The 19,787-nt window shown below is 62.7% G+C and carries 15 protein-coding genes; 10 read left to right on the plus strand and 5 right to left on the minus strand.

The features are described from left to right. Positions 1-8: 8 nt before the first annotated feature. Positions 9-284, plus strand: a complete 276-nt coding sequence (locus tag ACILSQ_RS30505) for a UPF0175 family protein (protein ID WP_395747492.1) — start codon at positions 9-11, stop codon at positions 282-284. After that, on the plus strand, positions 281-766 hold the full coding sequence (locus ACILSQ_RS30510; RefSeq protein WP_395747493.1) for a DUF3368 domain-containing protein: 486 nt from the start codon (positions 281-283) through the stop codon (positions 764-766). The genes ACILSQ_RS30505 and ACILSQ_RS30510 overlap by 4 nt, the downstream gene beginning before the upstream one ends. Positions 767-778: 12 nt before the next feature. Here ACILSQ_RS30510 and ACILSQ_RS30515 read toward each other — a convergent pair whose 3' ends face one another. Further along, positions 779-2,197 carry a DUF1501 domain-containing protein gene (locus ACILSQ_RS30515; protein WP_395747494.1) on the minus strand — a complete coding sequence of 473 codons (1,419 nt, stop codon included), beginning with the start codon at positions 2,195-2,197 and terminating at the stop codon, positions 779-781. A 53-nt stretch (positions 2,198-2,250) separates the two neighbouring features. On the opposite strand from ACILSQ_RS30515, the gene ACILSQ_RS30520 reads away from it, so the two are divergent. Beyond that, positions 2,251-2,733, plus strand: coding sequence for a Uma2 family endonuclease (locus ACILSQ_RS30520; RefSeq protein ID WP_395747495.1), 483 nt, complete (start codon positions 2,251-2,253; stop codon positions 2,731-2,733). Between the two features lie 191 nt (positions 2,734-2,924). Here ACILSQ_RS30520 and ACILSQ_RS30525 read toward each other — a convergent pair whose 3' ends face one another. Both ACILSQ_RS30525 and ACILSQ_RS30530 read right to left on the minus strand, forming a co-directional pair. Further along, positions 2,925-6,632, minus strand: a complete 3,708-nt coding sequence (locus tag ACILSQ_RS30525; protein ID WP_395747496.1) for a DUF1553 domain-containing protein — start codon at positions 6,630-6,632, stop codon at positions 2,925-2,927. Beyond that, the gene (locus tag ACILSQ_RS30530) at positions 6,629-7,414 is read right to left on the minus strand and encodes an IclR family transcriptional regulator (protein ID WP_395747497.1); all 786 of its coding nucleotides are present in this window, start codon (positions 7,412-7,414) and stop codon (positions 6,629-6,631) included. Before ACILSQ_RS30530 ends, ACILSQ_RS30525 begins: the two co-directional genes overlap by 4 nt. A 105-nt stretch (positions 7,415-7,519) precedes the next feature. On the opposite strand from ACILSQ_RS30530, the gene queF reads away from it, so the two are divergent. Beyond that, the gene (gene queF, locus ACILSQ_RS30535; protein ID WP_395747498.1) at positions 7,520-7,957 is read left to right on the plus strand and encodes a preQ(1) synthase; all 438 of its coding nucleotides are present in this window, start codon (positions 7,520-7,522) and stop codon (positions 7,955-7,957) included. Further along, positions 7,954-8,616, plus strand: coding sequence for a 7-cyano-7-deazaguanine synthase QueC (gene queC / locus ACILSQ_RS30540; protein WP_395747499.1), 663 nt, complete (start codon positions 7,954-7,956; stop codon positions 8,614-8,616). The genes queF and queC overlap by 4 nt, the downstream gene beginning before the upstream one ends. 387 nt (positions 8,617-9,003) lie before the next feature. On the opposite strand, the gene ACILSQ_RS30545 is transcribed toward queC, so the two are convergent. After that, positions 9,004-10,494 (minus strand): sigma-54-dependent transcriptional regulator, encoded by a 1,491-nt coding sequence (locus ACILSQ_RS30545; protein WP_395747500.1) that lies wholly within the window; start codon positions 10,492-10,494, stop codon positions 9,004-9,006. Between the two features lie 459 nt (positions 10,495-10,953). Here ACILSQ_RS30545 and ACILSQ_RS30550 point away from each other — a divergent pair, with 459 nt between their 5' ends. The 4 genes from ACILSQ_RS30550 to ACILSQ_RS30565 all read left to right on the plus strand — a co-directional run bounded on the left by ACILSQ_RS30550 (position 10,954) and on the right by ACILSQ_RS30565 (position 17,532). Then, a complete protein-coding gene (locus tag ACILSQ_RS30550; protein ID WP_395747501.1) occupies positions 10,954-11,550 on the plus strand; it encodes a TetR/AcrR family transcriptional regulator in 597 nt (198 codons plus the stop codon). Between the two features lie 88 nt (positions 11,551-11,638). Further along, complete coding sequence (locus tag ACILSQ_RS30555) at positions 11,639-12,793, plus strand: efflux RND transporter periplasmic adaptor subunit (RefSeq protein WP_395747502.1); 1,155 nt, start codon at positions 11,639-11,641, stop codon at positions 12,791-12,793. Between the two features lie 33 nt (positions 12,794-12,826). Beyond that, a complete protein-coding gene (locus ACILSQ_RS30560; RefSeq protein WP_395747503.1) occupies positions 12,827-16,006 on the plus strand; it encodes an efflux RND transporter permease subunit in 3,180 nt (1,059 codons plus the stop codon). 8 nt (positions 16,007-16,014) lie between these two features. Next, the gene (locus ACILSQ_RS30565; RefSeq protein ID WP_395747504.1) at positions 16,015-17,532 is read left to right on the plus strand and encodes an efflux transporter outer membrane subunit; all 1,518 of its coding nucleotides are present in this window, start codon (positions 16,015-16,017) and stop codon (positions 17,530-17,532) included. Positions 17,533-17,610: 78 nt separating this feature from the next. Here the strand turns inward: ACILSQ_RS30565 and ACILSQ_RS30570 are convergent, their stop codons facing one another. Further along, positions 17,611-18,588, minus strand: a complete 978-nt coding sequence (locus ACILSQ_RS30570; RefSeq protein ID WP_395747505.1) for a phytoene/squalene synthase family protein — start codon at positions 18,586-18,588, stop codon at positions 17,611-17,613. 110 nt (positions 18,589-18,698) lie between these two features. Between ACILSQ_RS30570 and hemW the strand changes: the two genes are divergently transcribed. Further along, complete coding sequence (hemW, locus tag ACILSQ_RS30575) at positions 18,699-19,787, plus strand: radical SAM family heme chaperone HemW (RefSeq protein WP_395747506.1); 1,089 nt, start codon at positions 18,699-18,701, stop codon at positions 19,785-19,787.

The raw sequence follows: 19,787 nt of genomic DNA on the forward strand, positions 1-19,787 counted from the left end.
GTTTATTCATGACTGTGACTCTTGATATCCCTGAAGATTTGTCCGCGGCGCTATGCGCACGGATGGGCAATCTGAATCGAGCGGCCATGGAAGCGCTGGCTGCGCAGGCGTACGCAGCCGCGTGTTTTTCAGTCGAGCAGGTGCGACGCCTGCTGATGCTGGAATCGAAATGGGATGCGATTGAGGTTCTTTCGAAGCACTCGGTGTGGCCCGGGGCGTCGGCTGATGAAATTTTAGCTGACGCTCGTGTTGCTGAAGAGTTTCTCCAGCAGCAAGGGCGATGACGGTCGTCACAGACAATTCGCCTCTGTCGGCACTCGCGGAAATTGGGCATCTTGAAGTGCTGCGAGAGCTGTTCGGAATGGTGGTGGTACCTGAAACCGTCGCGCGTGAAAGCATGCATCCACGCGCACCCGTGCCGCTTCGCTCCTTTATGCAGAATCCGCCATCGTGGCTGCGGATTGTGGCCGACCCTGTTTTTTTGCCGGAAACGGCTGCTCTCGATCCTGGTGAGTCTGCCGCCATATCGCTCGCATGGATTCGCCTCCCTGATGTTCTGCTGATTGTTGATGACCTGCCCGCGCGGCATCTCAGCGCGGCACTGGGCATCAAGCACATCGGCACGGCTGGTCTTTTGCTCAATGCGGCGCAACGTGGACTGATTGAATTTGAAGCATCCATGGCAAAACTGCAGGCGACTCGGTTTCGGCTCGGAGCAAGGATTGTAGATGAGCTCCGCATCAAGCTTCGAGCAGGTGGTTGGTGATAGGTGACGACATCAGGCAATGATGTCTTTGAGGACATTTCCATGCACATCGGTGAGCCGCAGGTCGCGGCCGCTGAAGCGGTAGGTGAGCTGCTCGTGGTCAATGCCCATGAGATGAAGAACGGTGGCCCAGAGATCATAGACGCTGGAAACTTGTTCGACTGCGTTGTAGCCGAAGTCGTCCGTGGCGCCGTAAATGTGGCCGCCTTTCACGCCGCCGCCGGCCATCCAGACGGTGAAGCCGTAGGGGTTGTGGTCGCGGCCATTGCTGCCCTGCGCGAAGGGCGTGCGGCCAAATTCGCCCCCCCAGACGATGAGCGTGCTGTCCAGCAGGCCGCGGGCGCGGAGGTCCTTGATAAGCGCGGCGATGGGCTGGTCGATCTGATTGCCCATCTTGCCGTGGCCTTCCACGATGGAGCTGTGGTGGTCCCAGGGGTTCGCGCCATTGCCGCCGCCGATGTTGTAAGCGAGCGTGCTCAGCTCGATGAAGCGCACGCCGCGCTCCACCAGACGCCGCGCGAGGAGGCACTGCCGTGCATACGCGGCTTTCTTTGGCTCGGGGTCGTCGAGGCCGTATAGTTTCTTGGTCGCTTCGGTTTCGCCGGAGATGTCGCAGAGATCCGGCACGGCGGACTGCATGCGCCAGGCCATCTCGTAGTTTGAAATGGCGGCCTCCACGTGCATGTCGTGCTGCGTGGTGCTGACAAAACGGCGGTCCATGCTGCCGATGAAATCAAGCTGCTTGCGCTGCATGCCCTGCGGCTGGCGCGGGCGGATGTTTGCCACCGCCTCGGCTTCGTCCGCCTTCACAATGCTGGCCTGATGCTGCGCGGGCAGGAAGCCGTTGCTGAAGAGGCCGACGCCGCCATGAGGGGTGGAGGCGCCGCCGCTCTGCAGCACGATGTAGCCGGGAAGATCGCGTGATTCTGTGCCGAGACCGTAGCTTGTCCACGCGCCCGCGCTCGGATAACCGAGGAAGGGGAAGCCGGTGTGCATGAAAAAGTTCCCCTGCGCATGCTCGCTGAATTTCGCGGTCATGCTGCGGATCAGGCAGAGCTCATCCGCCACGGTGGCGATCTGGGGGAAGAGTTCGCTGATTTCCAAGCCGGACTGGCCGCGTGGCTTGAACTCCCAGTGCGAGGGCTGCACGGTGCCGTTGTTGTTGAACTGCGTCTTCTTCACCGCGCCGGGCATGGGCTGGCCTGCGTACTTGGTGAGCAGCGGCTTGTGATCGAATGAGTCCACGTGAGAGACGCCGCCGCTCATGTAGAGGAAGATGACGCTGCGGGCTTTGGGGGCGAAACGTTTGGCGCGGTGGACGAGGGGCAGTGCCGCCTGAGTTTCCTCGTGCATGAGGCCTGCAAGTGCGGCCATGCCGAAGCCGGTGGAGGCGCGGGAGAGGAGTGCGCGGCGGGAGAGGGGGGAGGTCATGAAAGCGAGAAATGAATGTTGCGAGAAATCGAGCGCGAGGTCATCTTCGAGCTATGCGCACGTGGAAAGAAATTTGCGAAGACCGCACTCTGCAGGACCTGCCGTACAAGATTGAAACAAACCGCTTCAACCAAATCGTCATGAGTCCCGCATCCAACTGGCATGGTGGTTTTCAGTCCGAAATCGCTCGCAGACTTGCCGATTCGCTGCCTGGAGGGCGTGTGATCACTGAGTGTGCTGTTGAAACCTCCGATGGGGTTAAAGTTCCTGATGTCGCGTGGGTTTCCACGGACCGTCTCCAACCCCATCGCCGATCTGCTTCGATGCCAATTGCGCCCGAAATTTGCGTCGAGATCAGATCCTACTCGAACAGCGTTGTCGAGATGATGGGCAAGATGCAGCTCTACTTTGCTCGCGGCGCGGAAGAGGTGTGGTTTTGTGACGAGGACGGGAACATGAAGTTTTACCGGCATGATGAGCCTGATGCGACGAAGTCCAAGCTCTGCCCGGATTTTCCGGTGAAGTTTGAGTGGTGATTCGCTTCGAGGGAGGTTTGGCTGCCTTGGAGTGCTCCATCCTTCTGAAGCTCTGCGCAGGCGGTGGGATGTTCGAGAGCGCCGGAGGACCGGCGCATTGATTCGCTTCGCTCCCCCTCCGGGCAACCTTTGGTTGTCTATCTCCGCTTCGCTCCGGTTCCAGGACGCTGGCGCGGGTTTTGAAGGCGGTTTCATTGCAGATAAATAAACTCCTTCAGGTTGATGAGTGACTGCGCGAGGCTGGTCCAGGCTTGAAGTTCGGGGTCGTCTCCGGCGGTGGCGCGGAGGGATTCGATCTTGGGGGTGAGGTCTTTGCGTTTGAGGTCGAGCTTGGAGAGCTGATTGCGCTGCTCGGCGGTGAGGGTGGCGATGATGTCGGCCTCGGTGATGTTGCTGGACTCGATGAGGGCGGTTTGTGAGATCTCTTCGGGTGTCAGCGCGCGGTCATAGAGGCGGGCGCGGAAGATGCGGCCGGTGAGGCCTTTGTTTCCGGCAGGTGTGCCATGACGGCAGCCGAGGAGGACCTGGGAGGCCTCGGCTTCAAAGGTGGCGACGGGGGCTTTACGGTAGGTGCGGCCGTAGGGCTTGCCATCGCGGTAGCCGGAGATGGTGCCGTCGGGCTGGTACACCACGGCCACGTGCACCGGGCGGGTGGTGGCCTCGGTTTCGGCGCTGCCTTCAAAGAGCTCGCTGCGCTCAAAGAAGTTGCTGCCCGCCACCCAGTGCTGCGGCGTCTTCTCCGCGAAGACGATGGAGTCAAACTGGCCGCCATCTTTGTGCTGCAGCGTGATGACGCCGCCGCCGCGCTGGGCCAGATTTTCCAGCATGACCCAGGCTTCGAGGGTCTTGGTTTTGACGGGCTTCGGCAGCGATCCCGATTTCGCCATGGACTTGCCATCGAGAATGAGGGCGCCTTTTTCGATGCGGGCGGTGCCGGTGAGTTCCAGATTCATGCGCCCCTTGGTGTCCTTAGCGTCTTTGTCAAAGGTCCACTCGGCGAGCGGCGCGGGAGTGTTGACGGGGGCGGCGGGCAGCTTGCGTTCGGCCTGGAGCTTGAGGCGCGCTGGATCGAGGACTGCATTGATCTGGCGGTTTAAATTGGCCAGCTCTTGCTCCTGAAAGGCCAGCTCCCGGCTGCGCTCATTGTTTTCATTCTGCAAGGAGGCGAGGTAGGCCAGGCTCTTCTCCACTTCCTCTTGCGTGGCTTCGCGGGCGAAGGCTTCGCGGAACATCTCCTTCACGCGCTCCTCGGCTGCGGTCTTGCTGGACCGCAAGGCCCATTCGCGTGACCAGCGGATGACGTTGGTGTCATTGAGCAGGGTGAGAGATTGAGCGGGGACGTTGGTCACATCACGCTTGCCTCGTGTGCTGAAGGGGACGGGGGAGTCGAAGGTGGTGAGGAAGGGGTCCAGCGCATTGCGCACCACTCTGACGTAGATGCTGCGGCGTGTCTGGCCGGTACCGACGGGTTCTCCATAGAGCTCGGGCTCCAGCTTGCCGGTGAGGGTGAGGATGGAGTCGCGGATGGATTCGGCCTCCAGGCGGTGGATGGTCCAGTGGCTGAGCAGCTTGTTTTCAGGGTCCTTCTGCAGGGCGAGGTCCGAAGCGTGGGCGCTGCGCTGGAAGGCCCGGGAGCTGACGATGAGCTTCAGCATGGCCTTGATGTCTCCGCCGCTTTCGGTGAAACGCTGCGCCAGGAAGTCGAGCAATTCGGGATGCGTGGGCAGGTCTCCGAGTTTGCCGAAATTGTCCACGCTGGCGACGATACCACGACCGAATACATGATGCCAGAGGCGGTTGACGATGACGCGGGCGGTGAGCGGGTTGCTTTTCAAATCCGCCATATGCTCGGCGAGCTGGAGGCGGCCGCTGCCGGTGGTGTTGAAGGGCTTCGGATCCAGCGCATCCAGGAAGCGGCGGGGGACGAGGTCGGAGGGCTGCTTATGGTCGCCACGAACAAAGAGCGGGGCGTCCTTGGCATCTGCCTCAATGACGCCGGGCACGCGCGTGGGCATGGGCAGCCGGGCTTCGACTGCGCGGTAGCGGGTGACGAGTTTCGCTGCGGCAGGAATGTCGTTCAGCTTGTTGGGCAGCAGGCCGGCCTGCACCAGCCGGTTGAGCGCCTCGGCCTGGCTGTTGCTGAGTGTGCCCTTCTGCCATGCCTGGATGACCTCGGCGGCGGAGAGCTGGGTGCGCTCCTCTTTCGTAGGCGGTGTCTTGTCCTTGGTGATGACGACGTCTGTGAGGCCAAACCAGGAGCGCGCGTCTTTGTTGTACTCAGCAGGCATGTCGGCCGAGGTGGTGATCTGGATGAAGATTTCGTCGCCCTTCCAGAAATCGAGATCGAGGGAGCGCCAGGCCAGCTTTTCATCCCGCGTCTCGCTCAGCAGGGCGGCCTTGTGGATGGTGCCGGTGCGGGGGTAGTTTTCCACCACGTACTTGGCCTTCACGCCGCCATTGCCCGCGACGCGGAACCACAGCGTGCCGCCCTCGCATTTGAAGCGGTTGGAGAAAACGACGGCGCGGTCCTTGGTGGTGAGGAGGTTGCTGAAGTAGCCGCCCGGGTAGATCTGCGAGATGAGGCCATCGCCCTCCAGCGCGACGGAAAACTCGCCTGCCTTGCTGAGGCTGACGCCGTTGGTGAACCACTGGTAGCCGCCGAGGCCCGGATGCGCGGAGTCAGAGGTGTCGTAGGAGACGGTCTTCGGCGCCACCTTGAGCCAATGCGCGGCCACGGCGTCTTTGATCTGCTGTTTGATCTGCGCGAGCTCTTCGCGCTCCGCCTTGCCGGTGCCGGGGGCGTTGACATCAATGACGGCGGGGTGGGTGCTGGTGAAGATGCCGTAGAGAGAATAGAAGTCGGCCTGGGAGATGGCGTCGAACTTGTGATTGTGGCAGCGCGCGCAGCTCACCGTGAGGGACTGGAAGGCCTTCGTGACGGTGTCGATCTGGTTGTCCGTGAAGGTGACCATTTCATCCAGTGAATCGACCGGGGAGAAGCCGTGCAGCACCATGCGAAGCTGCGCGATGCCGATGGCGCTTTCATTGATGCCGTTCTTGATGCGCGGTTTCGCCAGCAGATCTCCGGCGATGGCCTCCTTCACCAGCTGAGGATAGGGCACGTTGCCATTGAAGGCGCGGATGAGGTAGTCGCGGTACTGATAGGCGTAGGGAATGGCGGGGTCGCCTTCCGAGCCGTAGGTCTCGGCATAGCGCACCCAGTCCATGAAGTGGCGGGCCCACTGCTCGCCGAAGTGCGGGGAGGCGAGCAGTTCATCGATGCTTTTGTCGCCGGAGGGAGGCAGGCCGGTGAGGATGTAGCTCAGGCGGCGGCGCAGTGTCTGTGCATCGGCGGGAGGCGCGGCGGGGATGCCTTGTTTGGCGAATTCGGAATCGATGTAGTCGTCGATGGTTTTGCTGGGGGGCTGCTTTGAGACGGGCTGGAAAGCCCACCACTGCTTGCGGCGTTCGAGAATGCTTTTCCAGTCGGTCTCCCTGGCGATCTCCGCCTTGGAGGGCGGCGTGTCGCGCGGATCGGCGGCGCCATCGCGAATCCATTGCTCGAAATCGGCGACGACTTTATCATCGAGCTTGGCGCCGGCTTTGGGCATCTTGATGTCGTCGTGCTCGTGCTTGATGGTCTGCAGCAGGAGGGAGTCCGCGGGATCGCCGGGCTTGATGACATCGCCAGATTCGCCGCCGGCCTGCCAGCCGGGGCGGGAGTCGAGCACGAGACCGCCTTTCTTCTTGGTGCCGGTGCTGTGGCACTCGTAGCACTCCTGCGCGAGGATGGGGCGGATTTTGGACTCGAAGAACTCGATCTGCGCCGGTGTGGGCGCGGCGCCGCCGTGAGGGGGCAGGGAGGCAAGGAGGGCGGAGATGAGGAAATATTTTTTCATGCCAGGAGCCTCCGGGTGATGGTGGCGGCGGCCTCGAGGCAGAGCCTGCCGGCCTTGTCAAACTGATCGCGTTTCAAACGGAAGGAGGGGGACATGACGGTGATGGCGGCCACGGGGTAATGGTACTCATCGAGAATGGCGGCGGCGACACAATGGATGCCTTCGAGTCCCTCGGCGATGTCGGTGGCAAAGCCTCGCTTGCGCGTTTTGGCGAGGTCAGCATCCAGCAGTTCGGGCGTGGCGAGGGTGGTGGGGGTGAACTGCTTGAGCTGCACCGAGGTGAAGAATTTGCCCAGTTCCTTCGCCGGCAGGTGGGCCAGGACGGCCTTGCCGGGCGCGCAGGAGTACATGGGCACCTGCAGGCCCACGGTGCTGCTGACCTTGATGGGCTGGGAGGAGATGCACTGCTCCAGCACGGTCATCTTGTGGTTCACGCTGGCGAGAATTTGAGTGGTCTCACCGGTCTCATCGCGCAGCCATTTGAGGGACTCCAAGGCGCAGACGACGAGGCTTTTCTCGCGCACCTGCGGACGGGAGAGATCGAAGAGCTTGTTGGTGAGCACGAAGCGTTTGTCATCCTCGCGGCGCTGGAGGTAGCCGCGGTTGTGCAGGGTGCCGGTGATGCGGAAGACGGAATTGACCGGGAGGTCCAGCTCGCGCGCGATCTCGGTGAGGCTGAGCCCGGCGCGGTGGCGGCCCAGGAGTTCGAGGATGGCGAGCGTGCGCTCCGTGCCGGGCGCGAGCGTGTCGTCAGTGAGGGGGATGGCGGCTTCTTTGAGCATTCTGGATTTAGAAACGCTTCCACATTTGGAAAACTATCGAACAATCTCGGGCGGGCGTTCATCGCGTTTGCATTCTGGTTTCTCTCCCGCATTCTGCGGGGACAAATGAGCCAGGAAAAAGACCTCACACTGCTCGGACGCTCTGAAAACCGCCTGCCGGCCTCGCCGGATGTGGCGGTGCTGGAGACCTTTCCCAACCGCACGCCGGGGCGGAACTACCGTATTCACCTCAGCGCGCCGGAGTTCAGCTCCATCTGCCCCGTGACGGGCCAGCCGGACTCGGCGCACCTGGAGATCTATTACATCCCGGCGGAAAAGTGCGTGGAGACGAAGTCGCTGAAGTTTTACCTGGCCTCGTATCGCAATCATGCATCGTTCAATGAGGCGATCGTGAACCGCGTGCTGGATGACATCGTGAAAGCCTGCGAGCCGAAGCAGGTGGTGGTGCGCGGGAAATTTGGCGCACGCGGGGGCATTCAGCTCACCTGCGAGGCCCGCTTCCCAGACATTGAGGAAACCCTGCGCCTGCCGGACTCCGAATGAAGACGGTGGTACTGCTCTCCGGGGGCATGGACTCCGTGACGGCGCTGTACTGGGCGCGGGAGGAGCATGAGGTGGTGGGCGCGGTGAGCTTTGACTACGGCGCCAAGCACAACCACCGGGAGATCCCGCTGGCGGCCTGGCACTGTGCGCAGACGGGGCTGAAGCATGACATCATCGACCTCGGTTTTGTGAATGACCTGTTTGCCTCCGATTTGCTGAAATCCGGCGGCGAGGTGCCTGAGGGCCACTACGCGGATGACAACATGAAGAAGACCGTGGTGCCCTTTCGCAATGGCATCATGCTCGCCATCGCCTGCGGTCTGGCGGAAAGCCGCGGGGCCGAGGGCCTGGCCATCGCCGCACACGCGGGGGATCACACGATCTACCCCGACTGTCGCGAGCCCTTCATGCAAGGCATGGCGGCGGCGATGCGGGAGGGGACCTATGCGCGCATCGAGCTGCTGCGGCCGTTCATTCATCTGGACAAAGCGGGTATTGCCAAGCTTGGCGCCGCGCTGGGGGTGGACTATGGGAAAACGTGGTCTTGCTACAAGGGCGGGGATTTGCATTGCGGCAAATGCGGCACGTGCGTGGAGAGGATCGAGGCTTTTGCGCTGGCGGGGATTGCTGATCCGACGGTTTATGAGGCGGATGTGTGAAGACGGGGGCGGAATAAAGGCGAGGTGAGGAGCCGTACGTGTGTGGCGGCGCGGTGTGATTGCGGCGGCGGGGCGGTGAGACGCTGCTGGAGGGCGCGGTGTGAGCGTGGGAGCGGTGGGTTTGCTTTCCTGAGGAGCGCGCTCTTTCCAGGGGTGGCGCTCCTTCGTCGCTGACCCCTGGCTACCGGCTGTGATCCCTCCGGGATCGTCGGGCATATGGCGGGGCGTGTCTTTCATTGAAGGGCTGTGCCGTCATCTCTATTGAAGCGGCGTGCGGCCCTTTCTTTGCAGTCGGGTATCCGGGGCTGGCGGGCTGTGATTTGCCTGCGGCTGGTTGCTTCGCTATGGCTCGAAGTGATCGCTGAAACGGCGTGCCGCCATTGCTGTTCAAGCGGGCGTGGATTCAGGGGAGGCGGGCGTCGTGACCCGCCTGCGGTGGGTGCGGACCATGTTCAGGTCCTTGAGCTTGCGCTGGAGGGTGCGGCGGCTCATGCCGAGCATTTCGGCGGCGACGGTGCGGTTGTTTCCGCTGCGCTGCAGAGCGGTGAGGATGAGCTGGTGCTCGGCTTCGGTGATGTCGAGGTCGCTCTTGGGCTTGGCGCCGGGATCTGCGGTGGTGCCGGGAGCGGCACCGGGGGCTGCAGCGGCGGCGTCCTTGGTGGCGAGGAGGGAAGGGGCGCGCAGGCCGATGCCGAGGCCGTGTGGATTCAGCAGGTAGGAGGGCAGGTGCTTGAGCATCACGCGGTTGCTGTTGCTCATGACCACGCCGTGCTCGATGGCGGCGCGCAGCTCGCGGATGTTGCCGGGCCAGTCGTAATTCATCATGGCGGGCAGGGCGTCTTCACCCAGGGGCTTGTAGGCCTTGCCGTTCGCCTTGGCGAGGTCGCGGAGGAAGTGGTCGGCCAGGATGGAGATGTCGCTCTTGCGGGCGCGCAGCGGCGGCAGCTTGATGGTCACCACGCGCAGGCGCCAGTAGAGGTCCTCGCGGAATTTGCCCTCCTCCACCATCTTCGCCAGGTCGCGGTTGGTCGCGGCGATGACGCGGACATTGATCTGGATGGGCTTGCTGCTGCCCACGCGCTCGATGGTCTGCTCGCCCAGCGCGCGCAGCAGCTTCACCTGCGTGCTCGCGTCGATCTCACCGATTTCATCCAGGAACAGCGTGCCGCCATTGGCCTGCTCAAAGCGGCCGATGCGGCGCTCCTGCGCACCGGTGAAGGCGCCCTTCTCATGGCCGAAGAGCTCGCTTTCCAGGATCTGCGGGGAGAGCGCCGCGCAGTGCACGGCGACGATGTTTGCCTTCGGCCGGCCGCTGAGGTTGTGAATGGCGCGGGCCACCAGCTCCTTGCCCGTGCCGCTTTCGCCTTCGATCAGGACGGTGGCGCGGGAGGGGGCCACCTGCTGGATGGTGTCCAAAATCGGCTTCATCACCTCGGCCTGGCCGAGGATGCCTTCGATGGAAAACTTGCGCTCCACCTGCTGCTTCAGCGCCACGTTCTCGTGCTCCAGGGTGCGGCTGCGGAGGGCGCGTTTGATGAGGAGCTCCACCTCGTCCAGGTTCAGCGGCTTGGTGACGAAATGGTAGGCCCCGCGGCGCATGGCCTCCACGGCGGTGTCCACGCTGCCGTAGGCCGTCATCATGATGCACACGGGCGGCTTCGGCAGGGCCAGGGCGGCATCCAGCAGCTTCATGCCGTCGTCCTCGCCCAGGCGCAGGTCCGTGAGCATGACGTCGATGTGGTCATTTTGGAGATACTCCATGGCCTCGGCGGCATTGCCGGCCACGTAGCAGTCGAAGTCATCCTCCAGAGAAAGGCGCAGACCATCACGGGTGTGCTTTTCGTCATCGACGATCAGGACTGTGGGTTGGTCGTTCATGTGGGAAGTGAAGGAATGGCACAATACGAGGGAATGACGAATGGCGAATGCAGAATGAGGAATTCTGGGACGAGAATGCCAAAAGGGGAATATCTGGAACGAAACTCCCTTGAACCGATCTTCGCAAAACTCACGCTTCCGGCGGATGCCGTGCTGCGAGGCGGAATATTGGCCCCTCACCCGGCCTCTCCCCGAAGGAACTCATTCGAAAACACACCCTCGACGGGGAGAGGGGAGATACGTTGCCACTCCGATTGAGTTTTTAAACGCATCAATGCGAATCTCCTCTCCTCGCCCCGGGCTTCGCAGATCTGGGCATTCTTCGGGGAGAGGTCGGGTGAGGGGATGGACAGAGGCTTCGACACCTCAAGCCGCCTCTCCTCCCCTCCCCAAATAATTCTTGACTGACCGTCTAGTCTGTTGCAAACGTCGGGCCTATTACCGAATAGACACCTTAGCATGGGCCGCACCTCCACCGCCAAAGACCGCCTCATTGACGCCATGATCGAACTGATCTGGGCGGGCAATTACGGCAGCACCTCGGTGGATCACATCTGTGAGAAGGCGGGGGTGAAGAAGGGGAGCTTTTACCATTTCTTTGAGTCCAAGACGGAGCTGGCGCTGGCGGCCATTGAGCATGGCTGGGCGGAGCACCGGGTGGAGCTGGACCAGCTCTTTTCCCCGGTGGTGCCGCCGGTGGAGCGCATCATGAACTGCTTCCGCAGTTTCCGCCAGGAGCAGGAGGAGCTGTTTCAAAAGCACGGCCGCGTGCTGGGCTGCCCCATCCATTCCCTGGGGGCGGAGGTCAGCACGGTGGACGAGCGCCTGCGGGACAAGCTGCAGGAGATTCTGAGCCAGTTCATCCGCTACTACGAGAGCGCCATCCGCGACGCGCAGGCGCAGGGCAGCATTGTCACGCATGATGCGATGGCCCTGGCACGGATCGTGTTTGCCTACAGCGAAGGCCTGCTGCTGCACGCCCGCATGTGGAATGACCTGGGCCGGCTGGATGAGTTTGAGGCCGGCGCCAAGATCATTCTCGGCGTCAAAGGGTGAGCCCTGCCCGAAAAGCCCCCGATCTCCCCTCTTTGTCGCTCCAAATAAACCAACTGGTCAACTTTCACCCCAAAACCTACGCGCTCCCGTGAAACTCCAAACCCTCCTCCCCTCAGTCCTGCTCCTCGCTGCTTGTGGCAAACCGCCCGCGGGCGGCCATGGCGGCGGTCAGATGCCCCCGGCCCCCGTCACGCTTGCCCCGGTGGAGCAGAGAGAACTGGTGGAGTGGGAGGAGTTCACGGGGCGCGTCGAGCCGGTGGAAACAGTGGAGCTGAAGCCGCGCGTTTCGGGCTACATCACCGAGGTTCATTTCCAGGCGGGAGCGCTGGTTAAAAAAGGGGACACTCTTTTCACCATCGACCAGCGTCCCTTCCAAACCCGGCTGCGCGCCACCGGTGCGGAGGTGGCCCGTGCGGAGGCCAACGCCATGGCCATGAAGCGTGAATTTGACCGTGTGCAGACGCTGCTGGCGGCGAAGGCGATTGCTCCCGAGCAGGCGGAGGCGCGTGAGTCGATGAACCTGCAGGCCATCGCCGGACTGGAGTCCGCCAAGGCTGCGCAGCACAGCGCGGAGATCGAGTTTGAGCACAGCACGGTGAAGGCGCCCATCAGCGGGCGCATCAGCCGCGCCATCACCACCACGGGGAACTATGTGACCGCCGGCACCACACTGCTGACGACCATCGTCACGGTGGATCCGGTGTATGTGTATGCGGACATCGATGAAAACAGCCTGCTGAAACTTCAGGCCATGCAGCGCAGCAAGGCGACCTTCACCAATGGCGACGGCCGCGTGCCGGTGGAGCTTCAGCTTTCCAATGAAAAAGGCTTCCCGCATCATGGCCACATCGAGTCCTTCGACAACCGCCTGGACGCAGGCACGGGCAGCATGGTGCTGCGCGCCGAGTTTTCGAATGCTGACAACATCCTCACGCCCGGCCTGTTTGCCCGCATCCGCATTCCCATGACGGGCAAATACAAGGCGCTGCTGGTGGAGGAAAAAAGCATCCTCACGGATCAGGCCAACAAGTTTGTGCTGGGCATTGATGAGTCCAAGACGCCCGCGCTCTCCGTGTACAAGCCCATCGTGATCGGGCCGAGCATCGATGGCAAGCGCATCATCCGCAGCGGCCTGGTGGCCGGGGACAAGATCATTGTGAACGGCCAGGCCCGCCTGCCACAGCCTGGCATGCCGGTGCAGCCCAGTGAGGCGCCGCCGGCCAAGCAAACGGCTTCCAAGTAAACCGCGGAGCGCCACATCCTCCCACCCGCTGCCATGAACATTTCCCGTTTTTTCATCACGCGCCCCATTTTCGCGGGCGTGCTGTCGCTGCTGATCTTCATTCTCGGCGCCATTTCCCTCTTTCAACTGCCCATCTCCGAGTACCCGGAGGTCGTGCCGCCGACGGTCATTGTGACGGCGACCTATCCCGGCGCGAATCCGAAGACCATCGCCGAAACGGTGGCCTCGCCGCTGGAGCAGACGATCAACGGCATCGAAAACATGCTCTACATGTCGTCCATGAGCACGGCGAACGGTGTGATGACGCTCACCGTCACCTTCAAGATCGGCACGGAGCTGGACCTGGCGCAGATGCAGGTGCAGAACCGCGTGGCGCAGGTGCTGCCCAAGCTGCCGGAGGAGGTGCGTCGCTTCGGCGTCACCACCGTGAAGTCCTCGCCAAACATGACGCTGGTGGTGCATCTGCTCTCGCCGAACGAGCGCTATGACGAGATCTACCTGCGCAACTACGCCACCCTCAATGTGAAGGATGAGCTCACGCGCCTTCCCGGTGTCGGCCAGGTGAACATCTTCGGCGGGGGCGACTACGCCATGCGCATCTGGATTGATCCCGACAAGGCCGCCGCCCGCGGGCTGACTTCCGGCGACATCGTGAACGCCATCCGCGAGCAGAACATCCAGGTGGCCGCAGGCACCATCGGCCAGCAGCCCACGAAGGACTCCGCCTTTGAGCTGACGGTGAATGCCAAGGGCCGTCTCATCAGCGAGGAGGAGTTTGACCAGATCATCGTCAAGACCGGCCCGCATGGTGAAAAGCTGCGCCTGCGCGACGTGGCCCGCGCCGAGATGGGCTCGGGCGACTACTCGCTGCGCGCGCTGCTCAACAACAAACGCGCCGTCGGCATGGGCGTGTTCCAGCTTCCCGGGGCGAATGCGCTCGCCGTCTCCGAGGCCGTGCGTCATTGCATGACGGAGCTGAAGAAGAAAATGCCGGAGGGCGTGGATTACGCCATCGCGTACGATCCCACGGTGTTCGTCGAAAAATCCATCGACGCCGTCATTCACACGCTGCTGGAGGCGCTGGTGCTCGTGGTGCTGGTGGTCGTGCTCTTCCTGCAGACCTGGCGTGCCTCCATCATTCCGCTGGCGGCGGTGCCGGTGTCGCTCGTCGGCACCTTTGCGGTGATGCACGCCCTCGGGTTCTCCATCAACAATCTCTCCCTCTTCGGTCTCGTGCTGGCCATCGGCATCGTGGTGGATGACGCCATCGTCGTTGTCGAAAACGTGGAGCGAAACATCCAAAACGGCCTCAAGCCCATGGCGGCCACGCAACAGGCCATGACGGAGGTGACCGGCCCCATCGTCGCCACGGCGCTGGTGCTGTGCGCGGTGTTCATTCCCACCGCGTTCATCAGCGGTCTCAGCGGCCAGTTCTATAAACAGTTCGCCGTCACCATTGCCATCTCCACGGTCATTTCTGCCATCAATTCGCTCACGCTTTCTCCGGCGCTCTCCGCCGTGCTGCTGAAAGGCCATGGCGACAAGCGCGACATCCTCACCCGGCTCATCGACGGCTTGTTTGGGTGGTTCTTCCGCCCGTTCAACCGCTTCTTTGAGTGGTCGTCCAACGTGTATGTGGGGCTGGTGAAGCGCATCATCCGCTTCAGTTTCATCGCGGTCATCATCTACGGCGGGCTTGTCTGGGCCACGTGGAAGGGCTTTGAAACCGTGCCCGAGGGCTTTGTGCCCGGCCAGGACAAGCAGTACCTCGTCGGCTTCGCGCAGCTTCCTGAAGGCGCTTCGCTGGACCGCACTGATGATGTGATGCGCCGGATGTCGAAGATCGCCATGGATCATCCTGGAGTGAAGGACGCCATAGCATTCCCCGGCCTGTCCATCCAGGGCTTCACCATCAGTCCCAATGCGGGCATCGTGTTCGTCGGGCTCGATAATTTCGAGGACCGCACCACGCCCGAGCTCAGCGGCGGCGCGATTGCGAATTCGCTCAATGGAAAGTTCATGGCCATTCAGGATGCCATGGTCATGATGTTCCCGCCGCCGCCCGTCAACGGCATCGGCACCACGGGCGGATTCAAGCTCATGGTGGAAGACCGCGGCAACCAGGGGTATGCGGCGCTGTATCAGGCCACGCAGAAGCTTGTGGGAGCGGCGTATGGCACGCAAAAGCTCACGCAGGTCTATTCCGGATACACGGTCAATGTGCCGCAGATCGAGGCGGACGTGGATCGTGAGAAGGCCAAGATCCAGGGCGTGCCGCTGGCGAATCTCTTTGAAACTCTGCAGGTCAATCTGGGCAGCCTCTACGTGAATGACTTCAACCGCTTTGGCCGCACCTACCAGGTGGTCGCGCAGGCGGAGGAGCAGTTCCGCGATGAGGCCGGCGACATCACGCGGCTGAAAACACGCAACGCCGCCGGTGAAATGGTGCCCATCGGCTCGCTGGTGAAAGTGAAGGAGGGTTTTGGCCCGGACCGCGTCACGCACTACAACGGCTACCTCGCCGCCGACCTCAATGGCGCACCGCTGCCGCCGCTGAGCTCCGGCCAGGCGGAGGAGCTCATTGCCGGTCTTGCGAAGGATGGTTTGCCGGGCGGCTTCGAGTTTGAGTGGACGGATCTCACGTATCAAAAAATCATCGCGGGAAACACCGCCATCTACATCTACCCGCTGTGCATCCTGCTGGTCTTCATGGTGCTGGCCGCGCAGTATGAGAGTCTGCGCCTGCCGCTCGCGATCATTCTCATCGTGCCGCTCTGCCTGCTGTTTGCGCTGGCCGGCGTGATGATCACAGGAGGGGACAACAACATCTTCACGCAGATCGGCTTCATCGTGCTCATCGGACTGGCGTGTAAAAACGCCATCCTCATCGTGGAATTTGCGAAGGAGAAGTTTGACCATGGCCTGAGCCCGCTGGAGGCGGCCATCGAATCCTGCCGCCTGCGCCTGCGCCCGATTTTGATGACCTCCATCGCCTTCATCGCGGGCGTGTATCCGCTCGTGGTCTCCACGGGTGCGGGCGCGGAAATGCGCCGCGCCATGGGCACCGCCGTGTTTGCCGGCATGATCGGCGTGACTTTCCTCGGCCTGTTCTTCACGCCGGTGTTCTATGTGCTGGTGATGCTGGGCTACAAGAAAAAGAAGGCCGAGCCCGCCGCTGAGCTGCCCGTCTCCGCCCTGCCAGCCCCCCACTGATTCACGCCATGCGCCCTCTCATCTCATCCCTCCTTCTCCTGGCGACGAGCGCCGTCGCCCAGGTCGGCCCCGACTATGTGCGTCCGGAAACAGTGACGCCGCCGAGCTACAAATCCGCCGTGAACTGGCGCGAGGCGCGCCCGCTGGACACGCTGCCCAAGGGCGCGTGGTGGCGCGTGTTTGGCGATGCAAAACTGAACGCGCTCATGGAGCGCGCCACCGCGCACAACCAGACGCTGAAGGCGGCGATCGCACGGTTTGACACGGCACGCGCAGGCACGGGCATCGCGCGCGCCGCATTCTTTCCCACGGCCGATGTGAACGCCGCGCTGACCACGCAGCGGACTTCGCCAAACATGCCCAGCGCCTTTCCGCTGAACGGCCTGCATTATGTGGGGCCGAGCTACAATGTGCCGCTCGATTTTAGCTGGGAGCTGGACCTGTGGGGCAAGATCCGCCGTCAGAATGAAAGCGCGCGCGCCGATGCCGCCGCGGCGGCGAACGTGATGCAGAACGTGCTGCTGGGCATGCATGCGGACGTGGCCACGAACTACTTCCGCATCCGCGCTCTCGATGGCGAGCTGGCCACCGTGCGTGCCGCCGTGGGCTGGCGCAGGCAGGCGCTGGGCATCGCGCAGGCGCGTGTGAAAGCCGGAGCCGGCAGCGAGCTGGAGCAGGCGCAGGCGGAAACCGAAGTGGCCTCCGCCGAGGCGGAAGTCAGCGCCTTGCAAAATCAGCGCGACCAGCTTGAAAACGCCATCGCCCTGCTGACGGGTACGAACCCCAGCGCCTTCAAGCTCGGTGGGAATGCCAGCATGCTGCCACCGCCGCCGGGCGTGCCTGCCGGAGTGCCCACCGACCTGCTGGAGCGCCGCCCTGACGTGGCTGCCGCCGAGCGCACGCTGGCCTCCACCACGGCGCAGATCGGTGTGACCAAGGCAAACTTCTTCCCCAGCATCCGCCTCACAGGACGCGCGGGTTACCTGAGCGGTGATGTGGCCAATCTGTTTGAGGGCAACAGCCTGAACTGGAACATCGGCCCCAGCATCAGCGTGCCGGTCTTTGCCGGCGGCAAGAACCGCGCCTACATGGAAAAGGCGCGCGCCGCGCACGATGAAGCGCTGGCGAACTACCGGCAGGCCATTCTGGTGTCATTCAACGACGTGGAAAACGCGCTGGCCGCGCTGCGCAATCTCAGTGCGCAGTCGGAGGCGCAGCACCGCGCCCGCGACAGCGCGCAGGAGGCCGCGAAGATCGCCCACGCACGCTATGAAGCTGGCACCAGTCCGTATCTCAATGTGATCGAAGCGAACCGCTCGCTGCTGCTGACGGAGCGCGCCTGCGCCACGCTCGCCGGGCAGCGATTGATCGCCAGTGTGAGCCTGATCAAAGCGCTGGGAGGAGGGTGGGATCAAAGCCTGCCGGTGACGGTGCCTGTCACGACGCCCGATCCTGAAGCCATGGGCTCCACCGCGCCGAAGAAAGGCTTCTTCACCAAGGTGAAGGGGTGGTTTAAGAAGGGGTGACAAGGAGTGGGGGTCTCTGACCCCCACTGAATCCGGAACCGGGGTCAGAGACCCCGGCGCCTTGGGGCGCTGGGACGTTCAACTTTCCTCCAACTTCCGGTACAACTTCTCCATCGCCGCCGCGCTGCGGCACGCAATAGCCGCCTGCGCGAGGATGCTTGCCACATCCAGGCGGGAGATTTTCACGCCCTGCTGAATTTTCTCCCAAGGCGTCGAGCGCATCTTCGCCACGGTTTGGATGCCGAGCAGGAGCGGCAGGGCGGTGGCGTAGCGGAGCTTGGCGTGGGTGACGTGCTGCACGTAGCGCAGGCCGCATTCCAGGTGCTCGGTGCAGGTTTGCAGCCAGAGGCTCCACTCGGTCTGGATGTCCGCGGGCTGGCAGGGCAGGTAGCAGCGGCCATCGCGGGTGTCTTCGCCGATGTCGCGCAGGATGTTGATGAGCTGCAGGCCCTTGCCCATGCGTGCGCCCCATTCCTTCATCTGCTCCGTGGTCACCGAGGGATCGAGCGAGCCGGGGAGCTCGGTGGCGCAGAGCTGCGTCCAGAATTCGCCGACACATCCTGCCACGAGCCAGGTGTACTCATTGAGCTCCTTTTCACTGGCGAGGCTGCGCAGGCGGCCGTCTGCGGGGAAGCGGCGGATGTCCAGCATCTGGCCGTCGATAATATGCTCCAGCACGCTCTGAATGGCGGCGAGGGGGACGGGCGGCATGGTGCGCAGCCAGGCGATGCCGTCGGCGAATTTTTCCATGAGGCGGCGCTCCGCGTGATCGCTCTGCTGCGTGCAGAACTGGGTGAGGAGGGTGGAGGCCAGGCTCTGCACATCGCCGCTGCCGCGCACCAGGGCGCGGTAGCGCTCGAGGCAGTCCAGCCGCACCACCGGGCTGACCATGGCGGTGTCGGCGATGGTGTCCGCCGTGCGGGCGAGCAGGTAGGCCAGGGAGATGGGTTCGCGCAGCTCTTTGGGCAGCGCCTTCAGCGTGAGATAAAAGGAGCGCGAGACCGACGCCAGCAACTGGCCGCCGAGTTCGCGCTCGTGGTGGGTTTCATCAGACATGGAAAGGGGGATTCTAGATTCTAGATGCTAGATTCTAGATGCTGGATGCCGGAGCAAGCATTCTCTGCTAATCTCAGGGAATCCAGTATCCAGCCGCCAGCATCCAGCCCGTGAAGCATCTTTACGTCCATATTCCTTTCTGCCACCGCATCTGCCCCTACTGCAGCTTTCACAAGCACACGCCGGGCGGCACGGACATGACGGCGTTTGTGGATGCGCTGCTGAAGGAGGTGGAAAAGCAGCCGCTGCGGCCGCAGACGATCTTTTTTGGCGGCGGCACACCTACGATGCTCAGTGAAAAGCACATGGAACGCCTGCTGCAGGGGCTGCGGCAGCGCGTGGACATGACGGAGATGGTGGAGTTCACCATGGAGGCGAATCCGCGCAACATCACCGCCTCAAAGGCAGACATCATGCGAGACCTTGGCGTGACTCGCGTCAGCCTGGGTATTCAGTCCTGGGACAATGCCACGCTGAAAACCCTGGGGCGCGATCATACTTATCGCCAGGCCCAGGAAACCTGGGGCGTTCTGTGTGAAGCCCGCTTCCCGAGTTTGAACATCGACCTGATGTTTTCCATTCCCGGACAGAGTCTCGAAGTCTGGCGTGAAACGCTGGAGTACACTCTTTCGTCGCGGCCCGATCACATCTCAGCCTACAATCTCAACTACGAGGAGGACACGGATTTCTTCCGCCGTCTGAAAACAGGCGAGTTCCGTCTCGATGAAGATCGCGACGCGGATTTCTTCCATCTTGCGATCGACATGATGGAAGCGGAAGGCTTCGAGCATTACGAAATCTCGAATTACGCCATGCCCGGCTTCCGCTCCGTGCACAACGAGGCCTACTGGATGGGCGAAGACTACCTCGGCATCGGCCCGGGGGCTTTTTCCACGGTGAATGGCAGGCGCTGGCACAATGTGAAGGACACGCCGCGCTACATGACAATGACGCTGGCGGGCGAGGACACGGCTACGGAAAGCGAGGAGATCACGCCCGACAAACGCCGCACCGAGCGCTTCGGTCTGGAGCTGCGCACCGCGCGCGGCCTGCCGCTGGATTTGATCGCTCCTGAGTCACGCCGGATGCTCGACACCCTGCGTGACCAGGGCCTGCTGACCTGCGATGAAAGCCATGTGCGGCTGACCCGTGCAGGGAAGCCGCTGGTGGACCCCATCGCTGTGGCGCTGATGGGCTGA

It is taken from the genome of Prosthecobacter sp., assembly GCF_044227185.1.
Classification (GTDB): domain Bacteria; phylum Verrucomicrobiota; class Verrucomicrobiia; order Verrucomicrobiales; family Verrucomicrobiaceae; genus Prosthecobacter.

Coding starts and splice junctions, on each gene's coding strand:
- ACILSQ_RS30505 (WP_395747492.1), top strand. CDS start 9: ATGACTGTGACTCTTGATATCCCTGAAGATTTGTCCGCGGCGCTATGC.
- ACILSQ_RS30510 (WP_395747493.1), top strand. CDS start 281: ATGACGGTCGTCACAGACAATTCGCCTCTGTCGGCACTCGCGGAAATT.
- ACILSQ_RS30515 (WP_395747494.1), bottom strand. CDS start 2,197: ATGACCTCCCCCCTCTCCCGCCGCGCACTCCTCTCCCGCGCCTCCACC.
- ACILSQ_RS30520 (WP_395747495.1), top strand. CDS start 2,251: ATGCGCACGTGGAAAGAAATTTGCGAAGACCGCACTCTGCAGGACCTG.
- ACILSQ_RS30525 (WP_395747496.1), bottom strand. CDS start 6,632: ATGAAAAAATATTTCCTCATCTCCGCCCTCCTTGCCTCCCTGCCCCCT.
- ACILSQ_RS30530 (WP_395747497.1), bottom strand. CDS start 7,414: ATGCTCAAAGAAGCCGCCATCCCCCTCACTGACGACACGCTCGCGCCC.
- queF (WP_395747498.1), top strand. CDS start 7,520: ATGAGCCAGGAAAAAGACCTCACACTGCTCGGACGCTCTGAAAACCGC.
- queC (WP_395747499.1), top strand. CDS start 7,954: ATGAAGACGGTGGTACTGCTCTCCGGGGGCATGGACTCCGTGACGGCG.
- ACILSQ_RS30545 (WP_395747500.1), bottom strand. CDS start 10,494: ATGAACGACCAACCCACAGTCCTGATCGTCGATGACGAAAAGCACACC.
- ACILSQ_RS30550 (WP_395747501.1), top strand. CDS start 10,954: ATGGGCCGCACCTCCACCGCCAAAGACCGCCTCATTGACGCCATGATC.
- ACILSQ_RS30560 (WP_395747503.1), top strand. CDS start 12,827: ATGAACATTTCCCGTTTTTTCATCACGCGCCCCATTTTCGCGGGCGTG.
- ACILSQ_RS30565 (WP_395747504.1), top strand. CDS start 16,015: ATGCGCCCTCTCATCTCATCCCTCCTTCTCCTGGCGACGAGCGCCGTC.
- ACILSQ_RS30570 (WP_395747505.1), bottom strand. CDS start 18,588: ATGTCTGATGAAACCCACCACGAGCGCGAACTCGGCGGCCAGTTGCTG.